This window comes from Pseudomonas sp. 8AS (assembly GCF_902506505.1).
Taxonomy (GTDB): domain Bacteria; phylum Pseudomonadota; class Gammaproteobacteria; order Pseudomonadales; family Pseudomonadaceae; genus Aquipseudomonas.
In genome coordinates, this window is sequence record NZ_LR733406.1 from 2592049 (window position 1) to 2613005 (window position 20957).

20 protein-coding genes and 1 pseudogene are annotated in these 20957 nt (G+C 59.9%); 12 read left to right on the forward strand and 9 right to left on the reverse strand.

Features of this window, described 5'->3' with window-relative positions; translation table 11 throughout:
• The first annotated feature begins 27 nt into the window (after positions 1-27).
• The 7 genes from dapA (at position 28) to GV001_RS12010 (ending at position 7464) form a co-directional block, all read left to right on the forward strand.
• Entirely contained in the window at positions 28-906 is an 879-nt protein-coding gene (gene dapA / locus GV001_RS11980; protein WP_160080077.1) for a 4-hydroxy-tetrahydrodipicolinate synthase, read from the forward strand.
• 115 nt (positions 907-1021) lie between these two features.
• Positions 1022-2305 (forward strand): FAD-binding oxidoreductase, encoded by a 1284-nt coding sequence (locus GV001_RS11985; RefSeq protein ID WP_160080079.1) that lies wholly within the window; start codon positions 1022-1024, stop codon positions 2303-2305.
• The gene (locus GV001_RS11990; protein ID WP_160080081.1) at positions 2302-3783 is read left to right on the forward strand and encodes an aldehyde dehydrogenase family protein; all 1482 of its coding nucleotides are present in this window, start codon (positions 2302-2304) and stop codon (positions 3781-3783) included. Before GV001_RS11985 ends, GV001_RS11990 begins: the two co-directional genes overlap by 4 nt.
• Before the next feature lie 10 nt (positions 3784-3793).
• Positions 3794-4822, forward strand: coding sequence for a proline racemase family protein (locus GV001_RS11995; RefSeq protein ID WP_160080083.1), 1029 nt, complete (start codon positions 3794-3796; stop codon positions 4820-4822).
• Positions 4823-4877: 55 nt separating this feature from the next.
• Positions 4878-5585 (forward strand): GntR family transcriptional regulator, encoded by a 708-nt coding sequence (locus GV001_RS12000; RefSeq protein WP_160080085.1) that lies wholly within the window; start codon positions 4878-4880, stop codon positions 5583-5585.
• Between the two features lie 147 nt (positions 5586-5732).
• On the forward strand, positions 5733-6641 hold the full coding sequence (locus GV001_RS12005; protein ID WP_160080087.1) for a DMT family transporter: 909 nt from the start codon (positions 5733-5735) through the stop codon (positions 6639-6641).
• A gap of 115 nt (positions 6642-6756) precedes the next feature.
• The gene (locus GV001_RS12010; RefSeq protein ID WP_160080089.1) at positions 6757-7464 is read left to right on the forward strand and encodes a GntR family transcriptional regulator; all 708 of its coding nucleotides are present in this window, start codon (positions 6757-6759) and stop codon (positions 7462-7464) included.
• 124 nt (positions 7465-7588) lie between these two features.
• Here the strand turns inward: GV001_RS12010 and GV001_RS12015 are convergent, their stop codons facing one another.
• From GV001_RS12015 to GV001_RS12035, 5 genes are all read right to left on the reverse strand, one after another.
• A complete protein-coding gene (locus tag GV001_RS12015; protein ID WP_256664906.1) occupies positions 7589-8536 on the reverse strand; it encodes a site-specific integrase in 948 nt (315 codons plus the stop codon).
• A 723-nt stretch (positions 8537-9259) separates the two neighbouring features.
• Positions 9260-9586 carry a hypothetical protein gene (locus GV001_RS12020; RefSeq protein WP_256664907.1) on the reverse strand — a complete coding sequence of 109 codons (327 nt, stop codon included), beginning with the start codon at positions 9584-9586 and terminating at the stop codon, positions 9260-9262.
• Positions 9587-9631: 45 nt separating this feature from the next.
• Positions 9632-9976 carry a hypothetical protein gene (locus GV001_RS12025; protein ID WP_160080095.1) on the reverse strand — a complete coding sequence of 115 codons (345 nt, stop codon included), beginning with the start codon at positions 9974-9976 and terminating at the stop codon, positions 9632-9634.
• 47 nt (positions 9977-10023) lie between these two features.
• Positions 10024-10800 (reverse strand): phage antirepressor N-terminal domain-containing protein, encoded by a 777-nt coding sequence (locus GV001_RS12030; protein ID WP_306108815.1) that lies wholly within the window; start codon positions 10798-10800, stop codon positions 10024-10026.
• Complete coding sequence (locus GV001_RS12035) at positions 10760-11218, reverse strand: hypothetical protein (RefSeq protein WP_160080097.1); 459 nt, start codon at positions 11216-11218, stop codon at positions 10760-10762. The genes GV001_RS12030 and GV001_RS12035 overlap by 41 nt, the downstream gene beginning before the upstream one ends.
• A gap of 97 nt (positions 11219-11315) precedes the next feature.
• Between GV001_RS12035 and GV001_RS12040 the strand changes: the two genes are divergently transcribed.
• Positions 11316-11579, forward strand: coding sequence for a helix-turn-helix domain-containing protein (locus GV001_RS12040; protein WP_160080098.1), 264 nt, complete (start codon positions 11316-11318; stop codon positions 11577-11579).
• Positions 11580-12003: 424 nt separating this feature from the next.
• On the opposite strand, the pseudogene GV001_RS12045 reads toward GV001_RS12040, so the two are convergent.
• From GV001_RS12045 to GV001_RS12060, 4 genes and pseudogenes are all read right to left on the reverse strand, one after another.
• Positions 12004-12732: pseudogene (locus GV001_RS12045) on the reverse strand (transposase); the annotation flags it as partial.
• Between the two features lie 206 nt (positions 12733-12938).
• Entirely contained in the window at positions 12939-13295 is a 357-nt protein-coding gene (locus tag GV001_RS12050; protein ID WP_160080099.1) for a cupin domain-containing protein, read from the reverse strand.
• A gap of 21 nt (positions 13296-13316) precedes the next feature.
• Positions 13317-14807 carry an aldehyde dehydrogenase gene (locus GV001_RS12055; RefSeq protein ID WP_160080100.1) on the reverse strand — a complete coding sequence of 497 codons (1491 nt, stop codon included), beginning with the start codon at positions 14805-14807 and terminating at the stop codon, positions 13317-13319.
• 37 nt (positions 14808-14844) lie between these two features.
• Positions 14845-16209: a glutamine synthetase family protein gene (locus GV001_RS12060; protein WP_160080101.1), complete on the reverse strand. Its 1365-nt coding sequence runs from the start codon at positions 16207-16209 to the stop codon at positions 14845-14847.
• A gap of 518 nt (positions 16210-16727) precedes the next feature.
• On the opposite strand from GV001_RS12060, the gene GV001_RS12065 reads away from it, so the two are divergent.
• The 4 genes from GV001_RS12065 (at position 16728) to GV001_RS12080 (ending at position 20935) form a co-directional block, all read left to right on the forward strand.
• Positions 16728-17210, forward strand: a complete 483-nt coding sequence (locus GV001_RS12065) for an Lrp/AsnC family transcriptional regulator (RefSeq protein ID WP_256664908.1) — start codon at positions 16728-16730, stop codon at positions 17208-17210.
• 372 nt (positions 17211-17582) lie between these two features.
• Positions 17583-19016, forward strand: a complete 1434-nt coding sequence (locus GV001_RS12070; RefSeq protein WP_160080102.1) for an APC family permease — start codon at positions 17583-17585, stop codon at positions 19014-19016.
• A 33-nt stretch (positions 19017-19049) separates the two neighbouring features.
• A complete protein-coding gene (locus GV001_RS12075) occupies positions 19050-19886 on the forward strand; it encodes a polysaccharide deacetylase (RefSeq protein ID WP_160080103.1) in 837 nt (278 codons plus the stop codon).
• A complete protein-coding gene (locus tag GV001_RS12080; protein ID WP_218583015.1) occupies positions 19883-20935 on the forward strand; it encodes a C45 family peptidase in 1053 nt (350 codons plus the stop codon). Before GV001_RS12075 ends, GV001_RS12080 begins: the two co-directional genes overlap by 4 nt.
• Positions 20936-20957 lie beyond the last annotated feature (22 nt).

Here is a 20957-nt window from a genome sequence, read left to right on the forward strand (position 1 = left end):
CCCCAAGCTCTAAGTGGAGATATCCCCATGCAACTGAAAGGCATCCTGCCAGCCCTCGTCACGCCCTTCGATAAGTCAGGCGCTGTAGATCATGCAATGTTGGCTTCCATTATCGAACACCAGCTCAAGGCCGGTGTCAGCGGCTTCGTTCCGCTGGGCTCGACCGGCGAATACTACGCGCTGACCAACGAAGAACGCCGTCAGGTGCTGGCGACCGTCAAGGAAGTGGTCGGCGACCGCGGCACCCTGATCGCCGGCGCCAACGGCTCCTGCACCCGTGAGGTGCTGGAGCAGGTGCAGCAGACGGTCGACGCCGGTTATACCAACCTGCTGATCGCTCCGCCGTACTATGCGCTGCCGTCCCAGGAAGAGCTGCTCAGCCACTATCACGCCATCCTCGACGCCTTTCCGCAGATCAATGTGGTGCTCTACAACTACCCGGTGCGCACTAACGTTGAAGTTGGCATGGGTGTGATTGAGGCGCTCAAGGATCATCCTCAGGTTATCGGTATCAAGGAAAGCAGCGGCAATCTGCTGCGTGCCATCGAGATCGGCGAGAACTACAAGGGCAAGATCCAACTGTCTTGCGGCTCAGACGACCAAGCATTGGATTTCTTTATCTGGGGTGCCACTAGCTGGATTTGTGGCCCGGCCAATATCTTCCCGGAGAAGGTAGTCGACTTCTATAACAAGTTCAGCGCAGGTGACCTGGCCGGGGCCCAGAATGTCATGCGTAATTTGTTCCCGATCATGGCCAACCTGGAAAGCGGTAAGTTCGTACAGAAAGTGAAGTACGGCACTGAGCTGGCGGGCTTCCAGGCCGGCAACGCGCGCGCGCCGTTGCTGCCGCTGACCGACGACGAAAAGGCCGAATTCCGCAAGGTATTCGAGGCATCGCAACGCTGAGGTACAAGTCTGCCAGCCCTTCGGGGTTGGCAGGCGTTTGAAGATAAACGACTCAGTTAGAACGGTTTACCCTCGATGAATTCGTCACCAATCGACTACATCAAGTGAGCGTCATATGAATTCTTTAACCGCTTCAACCCCGGAACAGGCTGTAGTCATCGGTGGCGGTATTGTCGGCGTTTGTTGCGCGTTGTATCTGCAGCGCGAAGGTTATCAGGTGACCCTGGTCGACCCGGCCGCGCCTGGCGACAGTACGGCCAAGTGGAGCTGCGGGCAGATGGCCATCAGCGAAGTCATTCCGCTGTCCAAACCCGGCATCCTGAAAAAAATTCCGTCCTGGCTGCTGGATCAGAAGGGGCCCTTGGCGCTGCGTCCGAGTGCGCTGCCGGGGATTTTGCCGTGGTTCCTGCGTTTTGTGGCCAACGCCCGTCACTCGAAGATCGTCGAGATCGCCGAGGCCATGACTACCCTGACCGAGAAGGTCTACGAGGACTATGCGCCGTTGCTCGATGCCTGTGCGGACAAGTCCCTGCTGGGCCAGCGCCCCATCGTTGAGGTGTTTGATTCGCCGGCTGGCATGATCCACGAGCGGCCGCACTTGGAGCTGCGCAAGTCCTTAGGTTTTGCCTCCGAGGAACTGAATGAAGCGGATATCGCGGATCTGGAGCCAAGCCTGGCCGGCAAGTTCAAGCATGGCTTGCTGTTCCCTGACTGGCGTGCGGTCAGCGATACGGAAGGCTTTATCGCCGCCCTGACCCAGAGCTTTATTGACCAGGGCGGTGTGCGCGTCCGTGATCAGGTCAAACGCATCGACGAAATGGAAGGGTTGGCTACGGGTGTGACCCTCAGGGGGGGCAGTCGTCTTGCAGCACAACATGTGGTGGTCGCCGCCGGCACCGGCTCGCGGGAGTTTTTTGCGCAGCTGGGTGTGGACATTCCACTGGCCGGTATCGCCGGTTATCAGGTGGTGCTGCCTAATCCCGGCGTAGAAATTCGTCACTCGGTGATCTATGCCGACGGCGGCTTCTGCTTCAGCCCGATGACGCGTGGCTTGCAGATCGGCGGCACCATCGAGTTCGCTGGGCCGAACGCCGAGCCTAACTTCAAGCGGGCCGAGATCATCCTGGAAAAGGCCAAGCGCATCCTGCCGCAGCTACAAACCGCCAACCTTGAATACGGTGTGGGTTATCGCCCGTTCCTGCCGGATACCAAGCCGGTTATCGACCGCTCGGCTCGCCTGCCCAACGTATTGATGGCCTTCGGTCACGGCCAGCTGGGCCTGACCCTGGGCGCCACTACCGGGCGGCTGATTGCCGACCTGGCGGCGAGACGCTTCACCGCTCAGGACCTGACCCCTTTTAGCGCAAAACGCTTCGCCCTTACTGGAGGATTCGCATGAACACGTACGACCAGCTGTATATTAACGGCCAGTGGGTGGCGCCGGTAAAAGGCGGCATCTTCGAGACACTCGATCCAAGCAGCGAAGAGCTGCTGGCTCCGGTCGCTGCCGCCACGGCTGAGGATGTCGACTTGGCGGTAAAGGCTGCTCGTCAGGCTTTTGATGACGGCCCCTGGCCGCTGATGAGCGGTGCGGCGCGCGCCGTGGTGCTGCGTCGGATCGCACAGGGCATCCGTGATCGTCAGCAGGAGCTGGCTGAACTTGAGGTCCGCGACAACGGCAAGCCATTGCCCGAAGCGTTGTGGGATATCGGTGATACCGCCGGTTGTTTCGACTTCTACGCCGACCTTGCCGAAGACCTAGACGGCCATAGCGAGCAGCCCGTAGCTCTGGCCGACGAGCGCTTCAGCTCGGTGGCGCGCAAAGAGCCGGTGGGCGTTGCCGGTGCCATCATTCCGTGGAACTTCCCCATGCTGATGGCTGCCTGGAAGGTCGCTCCGGCATTGGCCGCCGGCTGCTGCATGGTGCTCAAGCCGTCTGAGTTGACTCCGCTCACCGCCCTAGAGCTGGCACGCATTGCCGACAAGGCTGGGTTGCCCGCTGGCGTGCTCAACGTGGTCACCGGGCTTGGCCCGGATGCCGGCGCGCCGCTGGCCGAGCATCCCGGTATCGATAAGCTGGCATTCACCGGCAGCGTGCCGACCGGTAGCCGGATCATGCAGGCCGCCGCCAAGGACATCAAAAACATCAGCCTGGAGCTGGGCGGCAAGTCGCCGTTCATCGTCTTCGCCGACAGCGATGTCGAGGCTGCTGTTGAGTGGATCATGTTCGGAATCTTCTGGAACCAAGGTCAGGTTTGCTCCGCCACCTCCCGTGTGCTGGTTCAGCGCGATCTGTACGAGCCGCTGATTCAGCGCCTGAAGCAGGAAGCCGAGAAGATCAGCATTGGCAATGGCCTGGAGGAGGGCGTTCTGCTCGGCCCGCTGGTCAGCCAGGGTCAGTACGACAAGGTGCGCGAAGCCATCGCGCGCGGTAGCAAGGAGGGCGCCAAGCGGGTCTACGGCGGCGAGCGCCCTGCCGGTTTCGACAAGGGCTTTTACCTGCAGCCGACAATCTTTGCCGACGTACCGGAAGACAGCTGGATCTGGAACGAAGAGATCTTCGGCCCGGTTGTGTGCATCCGCCCTTTCGATGACGAAGCTGAGGCGCTGCGTTCGGCCAACAACTCGCGCTTCGGCCTGGCTGCCGCGGTGATGTCCAAGGATCTGCCACGCGCCGAACGGATTGCCCGCAAGCTGCGCGCCGGTATCGTCTGGATCAACTGCTCGCAGCCGACCTTCACCGAAGCGCCCTGGGGTGGCTACAAGCAGAGTGGCATCGGTCGAGAGCTGGGCGAATGGGGCCTGAATAACTATTTGGAAACCAAGCAGATCACCCGCTACGACAGCGAACAGCCTTGGGGCTGGTACATCAAGTGAGGTAACCGCCATGCGCTGGAAGAAAACGCTGCAACTGGTGGACGTGCACTGCGAGGGTGAGATCGGCAAGGTCATTACCGGCGGGGTGCTTGGCATCCCCGGCGACACCATGCTGGACAAGATGAACCACATCAACGAGGTGGACGACAGCCTACGCCGCCTGGTGATGCTGGAACCGCGAGGTTGCCTGCAGATGTCGGTAAACCTGCTGTTGCCGCCGACCCGGCCGGAGGCCCAGGCCGGCTTTATCGTGCTGCAGGCCGACAAGGCGCACCCAATGTCCGGCAGCAACTGCATCTGTGTGGTCACCGCGCTGCTGGAGTTGGGCATGCTACCGATGCAGGAGCCGGAAACTACCGTGGTGCTGGATACCCCGGCTGGTCTGGTGACTGCCCGGGCACGCTGCGAGGATGGCCGTTGCCTGAGCGTGTCGCTGGACATGGTGCCGTCTTTCGTCGAACACCTGGACGTGGTCATCGACACCGAGGCGTTTGGCACCATCAAGGCCGACATCGCCTTTGGCGGCGTGTACTACGCCCTGGTGGATGTGGACCAGGTTGGGCTGAGCATTGCACCGGAGAATGCCCGTGAGCTGGCCGCTGCGGGCGTGGCGCTGAAGGAGGTGATCAACCACCAGGTCAGCGTCCAGCACCCGCTGTTCGAGGCGCTCAACGACGTCGCCTATGTGATGTTCCGCAATCGCCTGGACGGCAGCACTTACCAGACCTGCACCACGTTGCCGCCGGGGCGGGTCGATCGCTCGCCCTGTGGCACCGGCAGCTCGGCTAACCTGGCCACCCTGGCGGCGCGTGGCTTGGTGGAGGTTGGCGACCAGCTGGTGTCCCGCTCCACCATAGGCGGCGAGTTCCAGATTCAGTTGCTGGGGCGCAGCGAAGTCGCGGGCCGGCCTGCCGTGTTGCCGCGAGTAACCGGACGTGCCTGGATCTATGGCATCCAACAACTGGGTGTAGATCCGGACGACCCACTGGCAGCGGGCTTCATGTTGAGCGACACCTGGGGACCGGCTTTCCCCCAGTGAACGTGGCAAACCAGGGCGGACCTGTCGGCCCGCCCTAACTAGCGAGATCAGGGCCATGGACGTAGTGACAATCGAAGCGCAAAGCAACGTGCGGCGACATGGTGGTCGCTTCATCTACGAGGAGCTGCGCAAGCAGATCCTGACGCTGAAGCTCAAGCCCGGCGCGCAACTGGACGAGGTGTCCCTGGCGGGGCAGTTCGGTGTTTCCCGTTCACCGGTGCGCGATGCTCTGGCGCGGCTGATCAGCCAAGGGCTGGTGACCATCCTGCCCAACCGCACCATGCTGGTGACCCCGTTCGAGATCGAGGAGTTTCCCAATTACATCGCGGCCTTGGATCTGACTCAGCGCGCCGTGACGCGACTCGCCGCGATCAACCGCAGCGAGCAGGACCTCGAACGCATTCGCCAGGCCAATACGGCCTACATCGCTGCAATCAGGAGTGATGACTTCCAGGAAATGTCCGAGTGCAACAAGGCATTTCATATGGAAATCGCCAGGGCCGGGAAGAATCCCTACCTGATAAGTTACTACGAAAAACTGCTGGGTGAGGGACAGCGCCTACTGCACCTGCACTTTGACTTCATTGTCAGCTCTGAGCGCTTGACCAGCCCTGAGCAGGATCACGACGAGATTATCGAGACCATCTTCAATCGTCAGGCCGATGCGGCCGAGAAGGCCTCCCATGAGCACACCATCTTGTTCCGTGACCGCTTCCTGGAGTTTATGCAGCAGAACCTGACGAAGAATATTTCGATCCTGTAGCCAAGGGCGGCGGCTGGATCGGCCCGCCTATTCGGTGCGTTGCTAAAACTTTTTCTCGATAAACGATGGCTGAGAGTCGTTATGTGCCGGCCTGTACTGGTACTGATGAGCCGTGCCAAGTACCGCTAGTGAGGTTGCGTCTCGGCGATGCAAGTCAGCCACTTTTCAAGGCAACTCTCAGTTCTGATCCTGGCTGGCCTTGCGTGCTCATTCGCGGGTAACCATATCGCGGCACGCATCGCTTTTGACGGCGGGGCAGGGCTGCTCCTCGCGATCTTGTGTCGGTCTGGCGTCACCCTGGTGGCACTGGCGGCCGTTGTGTTTTGGCGGCGTGAGTCACTGCGGCTGGGTTCTGGCGTTTGGGGCTGGCAAGTGTTGGTGGGGCTATTGATTGGCGTGCAAAGCTTTTGCATCTACTCGGCAGTTGCCCGCATACCCGTTGGACTTACGCTGTTGCTGGTCAACCTGGCCCCCGTTTTGTTGGCCTTGCTGAGCTGGGCTCTTGGCGGGCCAGCGCCCACTCGCCGAGCTGCGATGCTTATGGGGCTTATCCTGTTCGGTCTGTTGGTCGTGCTGGATATCCCAACCCTTCTCGTTGATCAGGGCGCACCGGATGACCTCTGGTTTGAGGGCGTGTTGTACAGCTTGGTTGCCGCCGGCGTATTTGCCGTAGCGATGTGGGTTTCTGACCGCCGTCTGGCCCAGATGGCCGGAGCCGTTCGCAGCATGCTGACGGTGGCAATAGTCTTCCTGGGCGCCTCGCTTGCAGGTGCCAGTGGGGTCATGCCGGGTGGCCTTTTGATGCCTGGGGCGATGGTTGGTTGGATCGCCCTGGCCATATTGGTTTTGCTCTACGGGACGGCTTTTTCCATCCTGTTCATCTGCATGCCAAGACTGGATCTCACACGCAATGCGCCGGTGATGAACATCGAACCGGTTGCGGGATTGTTATTCGGTTGGCTGATCCTTGATCAGCAACTCGGCCCTTTGCAGCTCGCCGGAGCTGCAATAGTGGTCGCCGCTATCGTGATGCTGGCCTATCGTCGCGAGGAGTGAGCCGCCTGCGGATCTGTAACCCAGTTCTATGGGGTGCTCTTACAGGTGCTGAGTTACTCTTGCCAGCATAAACCTGGCCCGCAGCTGGGATTGGGCTATATGCAGAGATTGGCTGATGACTAACGATACAGCAGAGCCGGAAAGCAGCGGCCGTCGACATGGCGGACGTTACATCTATGAAGAACTGCGCAAGCAGATACTCACCCTTAAACTCAAGCCAGGCTCTCCGTTGGATGAAGTGTCGCTGGCTGCCCAGTTCGGACTATCCCGCTCACCTGTGCGTGATGCACTGGCTCGCCTGATAACTGAAGGGCTGGTGACCATGTTACCGAACCGGACCACACTGGTTACACCTTTCGAGATCGAAGAGTTCCCCAACTATGTGGCAGCGCTGGACCTGATTCAGCGTGCTGTCACCCGGCTTGCGGCGCTGCAACGTACTGACGAAGAGATGCTACGAATCCGTGCTGCGGAAGATGCTTACATGGCATCCATTTCCAAGGGCGACTTTCAGGCCATGACCGAGCTGAACAAGGTGCTTCATCTGGAAATTGCCAGGGCCGGCAAGAACCCTTACCTGACGAGCTTCTACGAGAGGCTACTGGGCGAGGGACAGCGCCTACTTCATCTGCACTTCGACTTCATCATGAGTGCTGCCAGCTCCACCGGGCTAGGACGCGATCACGAGGAAATAGTAGAGGCAATTGCATCGCGCGATGCCGACACTGCAGAGCGCGCTGCTCATGAGCACACGATGCTGTTCCAGCGCAGATTTCTGGACTTTATGCAGCAAAATCTCACGGCTCAATTACGCATCCAATAGCTGGATGAAGTTTTGAGACCTGCTTGAGCTTCTAGGGGTGAAGCTATTGGTCATCTTGCTTACCTAGATTAGGGAGGAGGCCAGTGGTTCATCCTTCGCCGCTAAACCTATCTCCACGATGAGGCTACGGCGTACGTTGGGTCCTTTCGTCACGTCGACTTTTCATCTCGGTATACCAGTGCCCCCTGGTCGCGGCAGGAGATTCGATCATCCCCAGACTGCGTCCTTGCCCGTATCTAGGGGGCTTCTGTGGCTGGCGAATGCTCGTCAGGTCAGCACTATCGGCGGGGCGAATGTGAGCCTTCATGCCTGTTCCCAGTCGGCTATCCCCGTAAACGCTCAGGGAACTGATGCACTGATGCCCCATGACGTACGCCTGGGTTTCTGGACTTTCGCCAGAAGCCTTAAGGATTGAGCCCATCTGATGCCGGAAGCTCTTCAGTGTCGGAACCTGTTTGCGCCTCGACCATAGAGCTCGTGACTCCCGGCGAAATCGATCTCGAATAGCCGTGCTGGTGCGCGGGCACTTCGACATCCGATCTGCAGCCCATTCAATCAATTTCAGAATGTTGGGTTTGTCGATCACCAGGGTTCGGTCAGCTCCGCGATGCAACTCGGCGGATTTTTTGCCACCGATGATTTGCACAAGGTTCCCTGTGACAGAGATCGTGCGCATCTCACAAGGACGTACGCCTATGCAGTTCGCCAGGACAAGCGAAGCTGCTTCATCGAGATTACCCCCGGCATGAAGGTGCTTGTACAGCGCTTTGAAGTCCTCGAAGGGGACTTTACGAATCTGATTCAGCTTGGGTTTTCTGGTCATCTTGCTATCAGGCGCTGTGACCGGATTGATCAGCTTTCTGATTGCAGCCGCTGTGCTGCTGTTGCCACGAGCGAGCTGATCGTTCATCAGCGAATTTTTGAGCGTGCTGAACGAGTTGGGGCGGTACTCGCTGGCGCAGGTCTGCAAAGCCGCGCAGATCTGCGCCGAAGAAGGATCGTCCTCACTGCAGTGAGTCCGATAAAAATTTTGTGCTCTGGTCTGATACCGCTTCAAGGTTGTGGGTTGCATCGCTGTCACCTCTCTTCTTGTTGTTTTGATGACAAAGCTAAGCCGCTTCGCGAATGGCGTTGGGGCAGTCCGGCCTACACTGAAATGCACTACGCCTTCGCTTCGTTTTTTCTCATTCCGTCCGAACTGCCACAACGCCCTCTTACTCGCGCCGCGAGTAAGAGGTGCGCGCTCTCACTCACGCGACACTGCTTCATCTAAATTCAGCGTGCGCTGTGAGCAAAAGCGCGCGCAAGCCTTTTGTCATCAAAATCAAAACGTAGCCAGCGCCAGGGCGCCGAAGGGGCGAGCTCGGTGGTACGATGCGGCGTATAGCTAGCACGCTGAAATTGGTACATTCAAAAATGCTAGCCATGAGGCGACGATTTGGTTATGGAAAAAGCTATTGATTTCATATATTTCAATGACTTACGTGATTTTATAACCGAAAAAAGCAGTGCCAGTTTGGGCGCCATCAGTGCCACAAGTGGCAGGTTCGGTGTCGGTTCTGGCTTCTTTCAGCGCCGTTTTGGACACTCAAACTGCCGCTAGCGGCACGATTCGGGTGTCGCAGAGCCGTGGTGCGACATGCGCGGTGTATCGCAGCGATATGACTGGTGTGTCGCAGCAGACGTGTGCGACAGCCCGCCTGTATAGTAAAGGTGGTTCCGCGACACTCACTGAGTGTCGTAGCGCTTTCTGCGATACACATGCTCTGTCGCAGCCGGGTGATCACATCACTGTTCAGTGCAGCTGCCATGATTCTGGGTGAGACATAGTCAGCAGCCGTTGCAGGTAGTCATCCAGCGATTGTGTCCCCCTCAAAATGTTGAAGCTGAGGATCACGTAGAAGCTGCCGCTCAAGGTATGTAAAACCCAAAATGGTCCCTCCCTCTGGATGTCGGTGATGGCTGATGTATGAATGAAATCACCGTCGCTAAAACGGTCTGATTTCACATGCCGGTAAGTGATCCCGAAACCGCTAGAGCCACGAACATAGGCATCAGTAAGGAATCCAGTGACAGGTCTGCTAAAGGGGAGGTCGTCGACCTGCTCAAGCAGCTTCTGCAAGATGGGATGTGTATACATAGCTATGCCGACAAATGTGTGGTTCGATCAGAAAATGCTCGCAACGACATCTGAGCTGGTTTGGATGCGCGTGCCTGGGCCTAGCAGCAGATAGACGCTGTTGAGCGTCTTGAAGTGGAAACCCTCATGCTGGTGCAAGAGGGAGGTGCGTACGAAATCCCCTACGTCCCACCTTCTCTCGCTGTCATAGATGACCGTGTGTGCATAGATCAGGGCAGGTTGTCGTCCGGTCTGTGCCAGCTGTAAACGCTGCCTTTCAGTGACCTCCAGATCAAGCCAACGCCAGTCCCGCACCAGGCAGTAATTCCGGTCAGGAAAATACTGCTTGGCGTAGGCCAGGGCTTCATCGTCGCCCATGCCACTGCCGGACATGGGCTCCCCTGTCGAGTACAGAACGTCCATCACTTCCCTAAGTGTCGTCATAGGCTAGGCGGTTGGTGCTGAGCGGCAAGGTGGTACTGCTCTTCAAGCTCAATGCCGCACAACAAGGCTGCGAAGTCCGATTCGAGCAAGTGGATGCGTTGAGGCCGAGCATCGACGATGGATTTGATAATCGTATCGACACGCTGCGATACCGGCGTATGACTTGGTGTCTTCGCTCGATCATGCTGATAGATGATCGTGCTCAGTGACGCAACGGCTCCGCGCAACTGATGCTCCTGGGCATCGCGGATTTCAAAACCGTTTTTTTCGCGAAACTGGCCAGTGATCTGCTTGGACAAGCCCGGGCGGTCAGAGGGCTCTGTTTGCTGCAGGCGCCACTTCAGAATGCGGCTCAGAATCTTAGGCGCAGCAGCTGTCTGCCCTAATTGATGTTCCTTATCGGCTGAAGCATCTCCGAAGAAATATGCGCGCAACTGATCCACGCGCAGCCGGGCAGTGTGATTCACTTTGCGCGAGTTCAGTCCTTTGAGCCAGAACTCGAATTCTGCCTGCGACAAACAAAGTGCCCGCTTCATCGGGGGCTGACCTGGCAAACACACATCGTGCTCGCAAGGAGCATATCGAGGGGGATGTAGCTTTGCAGCCTGGCTGTGCCAGTTTAGTTCGATGGCTTCGCACAGTGGGCGCATAGGCCAGTAGCGCTCCCCGTTACTGTCTGTCAGAAAAGGAATAGTCATCGCCTGGACTTTGATTTTAGACGTGCGCATTGAACTACATGGCTCCCTGAGTGGTGTGGGCAGAAGCAATTCCATGCGAAGGCTTTAGGGCGACGACGTTATGAAGCACGTGGCTTGGGTCAATACCGCCATCTCCATGCTTCTTGGATAGCTTCAGCATGGCCGCGAGGCTGACTACTAGCGCCATGGCGTGACTTCCGTCCCTAAACTGGATTGCTTGAACCCTGCTTTCAGCGCTCAACTGATCAAGGATTTGATCAATGAACGTGGGAATCAGTGAAACGGGCAGGTAGTGGAGCGGGAGCTTGGTGTCAGGATTTTCTTCGATCAGAATTTTGCCCTCCCACATGGCGATGGCTGTCTGGCCTTGGGCGGGAGGTAAGCCAAACGAGCGCAGTAGGGCGTTCAGTTCAATCAGTACTTCCTGTGTCTCCAGGTCCAGTTGGAACTGCAGATCTTTGCCGGGCGGAGAGGGGTGATTTGGGCTTTTCATAGCAGGCTCCTGTAAATCAAATATCCGAATATCTGTAAATCGGATAACCGAAGATTAGATATACCTTTGTGGCTTGTCAAGGAGTCAGGTGCGTTACGTGGAAAAGTCGGTCTATCGAGATGAGAATCTGATTCTGCTGAGGCTGCTAAAGCAGTGCCGTGTCGAGGCGGGCCTGACACAGACGCAATTCGCCCAGGCATTGGATCGCCCGCAGTCTTTTGCTAGCGATATTGAGCGCGGTCTACGTCGCCTGGATCTCGTTCAACTGCGTGATATCTGCCTGGCATTGAACATTGGCCTTATTGAGTTTGTGCAACGATTTGAAACGGAGCTGGCATCGTCAAAAGGAGCAGGCGACTGATGCGTGCTCCTTTTGCGCAAGGCTAGTGGTGCTCGCTCTGCAGCGCTTACCAGGCCCCGTGTAGAGGGCAGCTGCCTCTTCGCTGAGGATGCGGGTTGCCTGGATGCGACTCTGCAGGTTTGAAGTGCTTATCTCGTTCAGGTCTGAATCGCCCCGGGTTTCGTAGAGGCCTCAAAAATCTCAAAATCGAGCCTAGGGAAACGTCCGCTTCTGACCGCTTTGAGCCTGTCGCATCAGGCAGGAACCGGCCGATTCTGTTGAAAAAGTAGGTTCAGCGGCAGCCGGCCGGTCGGTCGGATGTGCCTGGTGTCGAAGTGGCTGCAATCCACTTCAAGTTTCCTTCCGGCGTTTCACTGAGCTTCCTTGCCCAGGTCTGAGGGTTAATTCGAGGGTTTCTGCTCGCCGCAGGCGCACCTATCCCGTGAGCGGTGGCCCGTGAGGCAGCAGCTTGGCCATCCATGATCACGCCGTGCTCGGTGTCGATCAGGTAGTTGGTGGAGTAGGCAAAGTAAGCCGGGCCGCCTGGCGCTGCTGTCCAACGAGACAGCGGATCGGTGAGTGAAATCTTCTTGGGGAGGGTTTCAGCCAACGCCTCCTCATCAAGGGCTTCGAGGTACTCGCGTACGGCGCGGCTGCTCAGCGCAGGATCACGCCAATCGACTTCATCTCCAGCCACTCCACGTTGTCGGCTGGCATCAGCCTTGATGATGCTGGCGTCGACAGCGAAACCTGCCCCCTTTACCAGGCCGGCCGCCATGCAGCGCCGCAGTACCTCATTGAACAACCAGCGGAACAGATCGCTGTCACGGAAACGGCCGTGGCGATTCTTTGAGAAGGTCGAGTGATTGGGTACTTCATCCTCCAGGCCCAGTCGGCAGAACCAGCGATAGGCCAGGTTTAGGTGCACCTCTTCGCACAATCGCCGCTCGGAACGGATGCCATAGCAGTAGCCGACGACCAGCATGCGCACCATTAACTCCGGATAAATCGAGGGGCGCCCGATGGGGCTATAGAAATCTGCCAGGTAGGCGCGCAGATCACGGAGATCCAAGCACTGGTCGATGCTGCGCAGGAGGTGGTGGGCCGGGACGTGATCTTCCAGATTGAACGAGTAGAACAGGCGCTGCTGTCCTCCCGGTAACTGCCCCATCATGCTGTTCGCCCCGCGCTCGCTGACAGGGCAATTCTGCCGAAGGCATGGGGAAGCAGCCACTTGTTCAACAGAATCGGCCAATAGCAGTCGTTACTACGGAGTAGCAATAACTTCGCAATACCCCGCTGCTCATAACATGGTTGGATTGGAGGCCTCCGGTCGTGACTGAACTGCTGTAGTCACTGCACGGCCGAAGAGCCTTCTGTTTAGGCTTGGAAGGTGACGTAGACCTTCTTGCAGTCTGCAACGACCTCCCAGATTCCATTGAAGCCCGCCGGGATCACGAAACGGTCGCCGGTGCCGACCACTTTGACATTGCCACTGGCGTCATAGATCAGCGACTCGCCGCTGAGAATCTCGCAGTACTCATCCTCCGTGTAGACCACGTGCCAGCGACCAGGCGCGCCTTCCCAGAGCCCGACGCTGAAGTCGCCGTGGGCACTGGAGAAGTGGTTGCGGATCGATTGTTGTGGATGGCCGTTGATGATGCGCTCCGGCTTGGGCAGGTAGCTGTGCGCCGGCACGTCTTGGCTAAGGTCGACGATGTCCTTGATGCGTTTCATGCTGCATGTACCTCGGGTGGATCAGAGTTTGATCCAGGTTGATTTGAGTTCGGTGTATTTGTCGAAGGCGTGTAGGGACTTGTCGCGGCCATTGCCGGACTGCTTGAAGCCGCCGAAGGGCGCGGTCATATCGCCACCGTCGTACTGGTTGACCCAGACGCTGCCGGCGCGCAGCGCCTTGGCGGTGAGATGGGCCTTGGAGATGTCGCGGGTCCAGATGCCGGCCGCCAGACCGTAGGGCGTGTCATTGGCGATGTGTATGGCTTCTTCGGCGTCCTTGAAACCGATCACCGCCAGCACCGGGCCGAACACTTCCTCCTGGGCGATGCGCATATCGTTGCTCACCTCGGCGAACACCGTGGGTTCGACGAAGCAGCCACCGGTTTCTTCCAGCACCTGTCGGCCGCCGCAGACCAGGCGGGCGCCTTCGTGCTGGGCGATGTGGATGTAGTTGAGCACGCTGCGCATGTGCTGGGTGTCGACCAGCGCGCCCACCTTGGTCTGTGGATCCAGCGGGTTGCCGGGCTGCCACTGCTGCAGGGCGTCCACGACCAGCTGCAGAAAACGTTCCTTGATCGATTCCTCCACCAGCAGCCGCGAGCCGGCGGTGCAGACTTCGCCCTGGTTGAAGGCGATGGCGCTGGCGGCTGCCTGCGCGGCGACTTCCAGGTCCGGCGCATCGGCAAACACAATGTTCGGGCTCTTGCCACCCGCTTCGAGCCAGACACGCTTCATGTTCGACTCGCCGGCAAACACCATCAGCTGTTTGGCCACGCCAGTCGAGCCGGTGAATACCAGCGCGTCGATGTCCATGTGAGTGGCCAGAGCTTTGCCGACCACCTGGCCGCGGCCTGGCAGGACGTTGAACACGCCGGCTGGGATGCCCGCCTCGAAGGCCAGTTGGGCCAGGCGGATGGCGCTCAGCGGCGACTTGTCCGACGGTTTGAGAATCACCGAGTTGCCGCTGGCCAGGGCTGGGCCGAGCTTCCAGCAGCTCATGATCAGTGGGAAGTTCCACGGCACGATGGCGGCGACCACGCCGATTGGCTCGCGGGTGATCAGGCCTAGTTCGTCATGGGCAGTGTTGGCAATCTCGTCGTAGATCTTGTCGATGGCCTCGCCGTTCCAGCGAATGGCGCGGGCGGCGCCAGGCACGTCGACGCTCAGTGAGTCGCCGATGGGCTTGCCCATATCCAGGGTTTCCAGCAGGGCCAGTTCTTCGCGGTGCTGCTCGATCAGCTCGGCGAATCTGAGCATGACTTGCTTGCGCTCCACCGGTGCTCGGCGTGACCAGCAACCGGACTCGAAAGCGCGGCGCGCGGCTGTGACTGCGACCTCCGCGTCACTGGCGTCGCAGCTGGCGACCAGGCCGAGCAGGCGGCCATCGAGGGGGCTGATGCGTTCGCTGGTGGCTCCGGACAGGGCGTCGCGGTAGCGGCCGCCGATGAAGGCGCGGGTCTCAGGTTGCAGAGCTGCGCTGCGGCTGATCCAGTCATGCAGTTGTAGGGGCATTGTCGGTTTCCTGTAGTGGGAGGTGTGGGGGGCGGCATCAGGCATTACTTAGGTACCAGCGCCAGTCCTGTTCGCCGACCTCGCCCATGAACTGGCGGTATTCGGCTTGCTTGATGGCCAAGTAGACGCGGATGAAATCCGCGCCGAAGGCCTGATGCGCCCAAGTGGATTGCTCCAGGGCGTTGAGGGCACTCAGCCAGTCGGTGGGAATGAAGTCCTTGACCTGGGAATAACCGTTGCCTTGCACAGGAACGCCAGGATCAATCTGTTCACGGATGCCGTGGTGGATGGCTGCCAGCATTGCGGCGGCGGCCAGATAGGGGTTGGCGTCGGAGCCGCAGATGCGGTGTTCGATGTGGCGGCTGCTGGCCGGCCCGCCAGGCACGCGCAGCGAGACCGTGCGGTTATCCACGCCCCAGATACGCGCCAGCGGGGCGTAGCTGTTGGCGCGGAAGCGCCGGTAGGAGTTGGCGTTGGGGCAGAACAGCAACAGCGAGTCGAGCAGGCAGGCCAGCATGCCGCCGACGGCCTGACGCAGCAGCGGCGTCCCCGCCGGGTCGGCGCTGGCGAACAGATTGCGGCCGGTATCGTCGGCCAGGCTGACGTGCATGTGCATGCCGGTGCCGGCATGCTCGGCAAAGGGTTTAGCCATGAAGCAGGCCTGCATGCCGTGAGCATGGGCTACGCCCTTGACCAGGCGCTTGTAGCGCACGGCCTGATCCATGGCCGTCAGCGCCTCACCATGTTCGAGGGTGATCTCCACCTGGCCCGGAGCATATTCGGAGATGGCTGTGCGGGCCGGAATGCCCTGCGCCTTGCAGGCGGCGTAGAGGTCGGCAAGAAAGGGTTCGAGCTGCTCCAGTTCACGCAGGCCATAGACCTGCGTGCTGTGCGGTCGGCCGCCATCGGCGTCCAGCGCCGGCTGCGGGCGACCGAGCGCATCGCGCCTGGCATCCAGCAGGTAGAACTCCAGCTCGCAGGCCATCACCGGATGGAAACCGTCAGCCTGCAGCGCGGCGATGATCCGGCTCAGCAGGTGACGGGGGTCGGCCACGGCAGCGGGCATGCCCGACTGCGGATGCATACTGACCTGCACGGCGGCGGTTGGGTGTTTGCGCCAGGGCAGGCGGGTCAGGCTTCCGGCCAGTGGGTAGGCCGTGCAGTCTACGTCGCCCACATCCCACACCAGTCCGGAGTTCTCTACATCCTCGCCGCGCAGCGTCAGGCCAAGAATGGTGCTGGGGAGCGGTCGTCCGTGCTGGTGGAGGCTGAGCAGTTCGTCACGGTGCAGAAGTTTGCCGCGTGGCACGCCGTTGGCGTCGAGAATGAATAGCTCGATGGCTTCGATATCGGGGTTATTGGCCAGGAATTCCTGGGCTTCGGTTGGGCTAGCGAAAGGCATACAGATCTCTTCGGCCCTGTTTCTTCAGGGCGAGCGTTGACCAGCCCTCAGGTGGCATGGTCGGCCTGAGAGCTGAATAGGGGGCTGGGATCAGTAGGACTGAGCGTGGGGAGGGCGGGCGTGACGACAGTGCCACAACGCCCAGAATGCCTGTTGTATAGCGGGCAGGTGTTGCTGCCAGGCGGCACGTAGCGGCGCTCGTAAAGGCGCTGCAAGTGCGGGGCGATGGTGGTGGTGGCTGGTGTTCATGTGCTGGCTTGATTGTTGTTTGCGCAAAATATAGGGCTGTATTTCTGCGCAATCAACAATTTATGACTAAAATATCTGCGCAATGTATTTGTTGGCGGGTGGGGTGGTTCTTCAGGGCTGTACCGAAGTGGCTGCGTATCCAGCAATGGTCGGTATCTGTGCTCTACTGTCGCCCGCCTGAAGCCCCCTGAAAGATGGGGCAATCTGTTAGCCTGCGGGCTGTTTTGCCGAGGCACTTCTCGTCGGGCCGACAAGACCCGAGTTACTTCATGGAAGCCATTAGCATGTCCATTTCGACACTTGATCCTCTGGATTTTGAAATCGTTCGCGAGCTCCAGGAGGACGGGCGTCGCGCCTTTCGCGAGGTCGCGCGCAACCTGTCTGTGCCGGAAGCGACCGTGCGCACTCGGGTCAAGCGTCTGCAGGATCAAGGCATTCTGCAGATTCTGGCCTTCACCAACCCGTCCAAGCTGGGGCACGCCAAGCTGGCTCTGCTGTTCGTCAATGTGGCGCCGCAGGACCATGACCGCACTGTCGATACCCTTGGGCGCTGGCCAGAGGTCAGTTACCTGTCCACGACCATGGGGACCGCCGATATATGCGTGCAGGTGCTTTGCCGGGACGACGAGACGCTGTGGAGCCTGCAGCAGCGCGTCCGTAGCCTGCCGGGTATCCGCGACGTGCGTACCCTGCAAGAAGTGAAAGTGCACAAGATCCGCTTCACCATCCCGCCGCTCGAAACCGACGACTGATCAGCGCCTGATCCCCCTCCCGCAGTACCCCCCCCGGTTCACATCCTCAGGCGCCCTGCCATTCGGTAGGGATTTTTGCGCAATGCGCATAAAAAATATTTTCATATTGCGCATTGCGTTCCATGAAGGGGCGTTCGTGGGATTTCCGTCGCCTTGCTGAACGTGGGAAATGTCCACGAGGCCGCACGATAGTTGGCTCGCAGGGGTGTGGCTGGTTTGGTGCAGTGCTCGCACCATATTCGATCTTTGCGTATTTTTATGTCTTTTAGATTGCGCAATGCGCATCAATAGAAAATAAAAATTCACACATGCGCAAAAAACTGCCTTAGGATTTGCTCATCGAAACCCATAACAAACCAAAAGATGAGGGCGATGAAGATGCACCAGGCTTCCTCCGGCGCAGAGCCGCACGCAGTACTCGCAAAGACCATTCGTTGGTGGGATGGGGTGGCCATCACCCTGAGCCTGCCAGCTGCACTGTTCGTTGGGCTCGGTTATTCGATCGGTGCCATCGGCGCCTGGGCCGCCATTGTTCTGTGGGCCGTGATCGCCGCCGTGGCGGTGCTGCACAACTGGCTGTACTCGGAGATGGGGGCGATGTTTGCCGAGAAGTCCGGCGGCATCGCGCTGTACGCCAGTGAGGCATGGAGCAAGCGTTGCCCCAGTCTCGGCCCACTGGCGACCTACGCCTACTGGTTTGCCTGGGCCACTGCTCCGGCGATCTGGGGGTTGGCGGTAGCGCAGATTCTTTCCGAGCAGTTCTGGCCGGATGTTGCCTTCAGCTACGACCTCGGGTTCGTGCAGCTTGGCCTGCCGCAGTTCATCGCTCTTGGCGTGGCGTTGCTGTCCTGGGCGCTGAGCATGATCCAGCTGCGCTTCACCATGGTCATCCTGACTGTCGCTGGCGTTCTGCTGATGGTGCCGGTGCTGATCTTTGGCACCAGCTTCATCAGTGCTGAGGCCTGGACCAGCGCTAGCTTCACCTGGCGCACCGGTGAGGGCGTCACGGGGCTGCGCACCATCATCGCCTGGCTGTTCATCATGGCCTGGTCGGCCTACGCAGTGGAGGCGGCCGCTTCCTTTATTCCTGAGTTCCGCGACACGGTGGGCGATACCCGCAAGGCGTTGCGTATCTCTGCGCTGATTCTGTTGCTGGTGTTCACCCTGACCCCGCTGGGCCTGGCCGGCCTGCTCGGTGAGCAAGTACTGTCCGACAAGCCTTATGGCTTCCTCCAGGCGGCTGCCGACGTGCTGCTGGGCGGCGGTGCCACGCTGATCACTCTGGTGCTGATCGCCGGCATCCTAGTTCTTTCGGTGATGGGCACCGCCGATGCCGGCCGGGCGCTGTACCAGAGCTCGCTGGACGGCCTCACCGTGCGCCAGTTCGGCACTCTCAATCGTGCCGGTGTACCCGCTCGTGCGGTGACCGTGCAGCTATTGATCAACGTGCTGCTGGTGCTATTCGTCGGTAATCCGCTGGCGGTGATCGTCGCCGGCAACGTCGGCTACGTTCTCGCCCATCTGCTGGCGGTGTCCGGCTACGTGGCACTGCGCTGGGACCGCCCGGATGCACCGCGCCCGATTCGCCTGGCGCGCTCCTGGATCGGCATCGCGATAGCTCTGGCCCTGTTCGATGCGCTGATCCTGATTGTCGGCATGACCAGCGCGGCTATCACCGGCTATGGCGGCCTTAAGGAGGTACTGATTGCCGTCGCGGTACTGGCGATTTCGCAGGCTCTCTACTGGCTGCGCCGCCTGCAGGATCGCAGCACTGCTGCGGCCGGCCCGCTGCACAAAGCCCCTTAAGCCAACAACAAATCCCGAAGAGGAATCCGTCTGATGCGTGCAGAGACCAACACCCGGCTGCTGTGGCCGAACAAGGCTCCGGTCGCCATTTCCCTGACCTTCGATGTCGATGCCGAGGCCGGCCTGCTCGGCGACAGCCCGACCTTTGCCCGGCGCCTGACCAGCCTGTCCGAGGGGCGTTTCGGCGTCACCCGAGGTGTGCCGCGCATTCTCGAACTGCTGCGCCGCCACCACATTCCCGCCACCTTCTTCGTGCCGGGATACACCGCCGAGCAGCATCCGCATCTGATCGAGATGCTGCTCAAGGAGGGGCATGAGATTGGTCATCACGGCCATATGCACCTGCGCAGCGATAAGGTCAGTGCTCAGCAACAGATCGACGAGATGCAGCTGGGTCTTGAGGCGCTGGCCAAGGCCGGAGCGCCGAAGCCCGCGGGTTATCGCTCGTCGTCCTGGGAGCTGACTCCGGAGACTTTCAAGCTGGTGCACAGCAACGGCTTCACTTACGACTCCAGCTGCATGGGCGACGACCGTCCTTACTTCGAACAGTGGAATGGCGAGTCGATCCTGGAAATTCCGGTGCACTGGTCGCTGGATGACTGGCCGATGTTCGGCTGGAGCATCGACAACGGTGGCAACTACACCGCGCCGCGCGTGCTGTTTGACAGCTGGCTGGCCGAGTACGAGTCGGCACGTCGTGACGGTCGCCATACCAGCTTCACCATGCACCCGGAGGTGATCGGGCGAGCCGCGCGCTTCGAGCAGCTGGAGCGCCTGGTCGAGCGCATGGTCAGCGATGGCGATGTTTGGTTTTCCCGTCTGGATGCCGTGGCCGCTCAGGTCGCTCCGCAGTTGCAGGTGAAGGCATGAGCAAGGTATTTCGCTCCTCGGTCTGTGAGCCTCATGCGCGTGGGCGAGAGTTTGGTGGCGTGCACGCACGGCAGATCCAAACCACGGTGGAAAACTACCGGGCGCTGTTTGATCGTGTCGCGACACGGCCCTTCGATCTGAAAGCCCTCGGCGCCGAGGCGCTATGCAGCATTGCCGACTTTGCCGCGCCATTGCATGAGGAAATTCTCGGCATTGCCGAAGGCGCTGGTATCGAGCCCGAGTACATTGGCGCGATCAATGCGCGCACGGAAATCCTCGCCTACCTCGGTGCGCAGCTGCGGGGCGAATGTTCCACGCTGGTCCAGGCCAACCCATTCGGGGCACCGGTCACGGCGCAGACCTGGGACTGGTATGCCGAGTTCGCCGACACCTGGCTGACCTGGGAAATTCCGCATGCCGATGGGCGCCTGACCACCACCGTTACTGAGTACGGCATCGTCGGCAAGCCAGGGGTTAATAACCGCGGGCTGGCCACTCACTTCAACATCCTCCATCACCAGCACGACGGTCAGCGCATTGGCGTACCGGTGCATGTGTTGGCGCGCTGGCTCCTCGATAGCTGCAGCGACATCAACCAGGCCATTCAACTATGCCACCGCGCCCCGGTATCAGCCTCCAGCGTACTGACCCTGGTTGCCGCCGTTGACGGTGCCAGTGCGGCGGTGTCGGTGGAGCTGCATCCGGGTGGACCTGCGCTGGTGTTCCCGGACGACAACGGCCTGCTGGTGCACACCAACCATTTTCTGGCCGAGGCGGTGCGCCCATTCGACACCGAACCGGCTGCCTACCCGGACACCCTGGTGCGCTACGACCTGCTGCGCCGCCGCCTGACTGGGCGCACCGGGCTGAAGGCGATGGACCTGCTCTGTGCGCTGAACAGCCACCTGGGTAGCACAGGCGCGCTGTGCTGCCACCCCGCAGCGGACCTGCCCGAAGCGGGGCAGTACGCGACGCTGGCAACCATTCTCCTCGACGTACCGGGCTGCACGCTGCGGGCGCTGCCTGGCGGCCCCTGCCGTCACCTCTAATCCACCACCAACAAGAACGGAG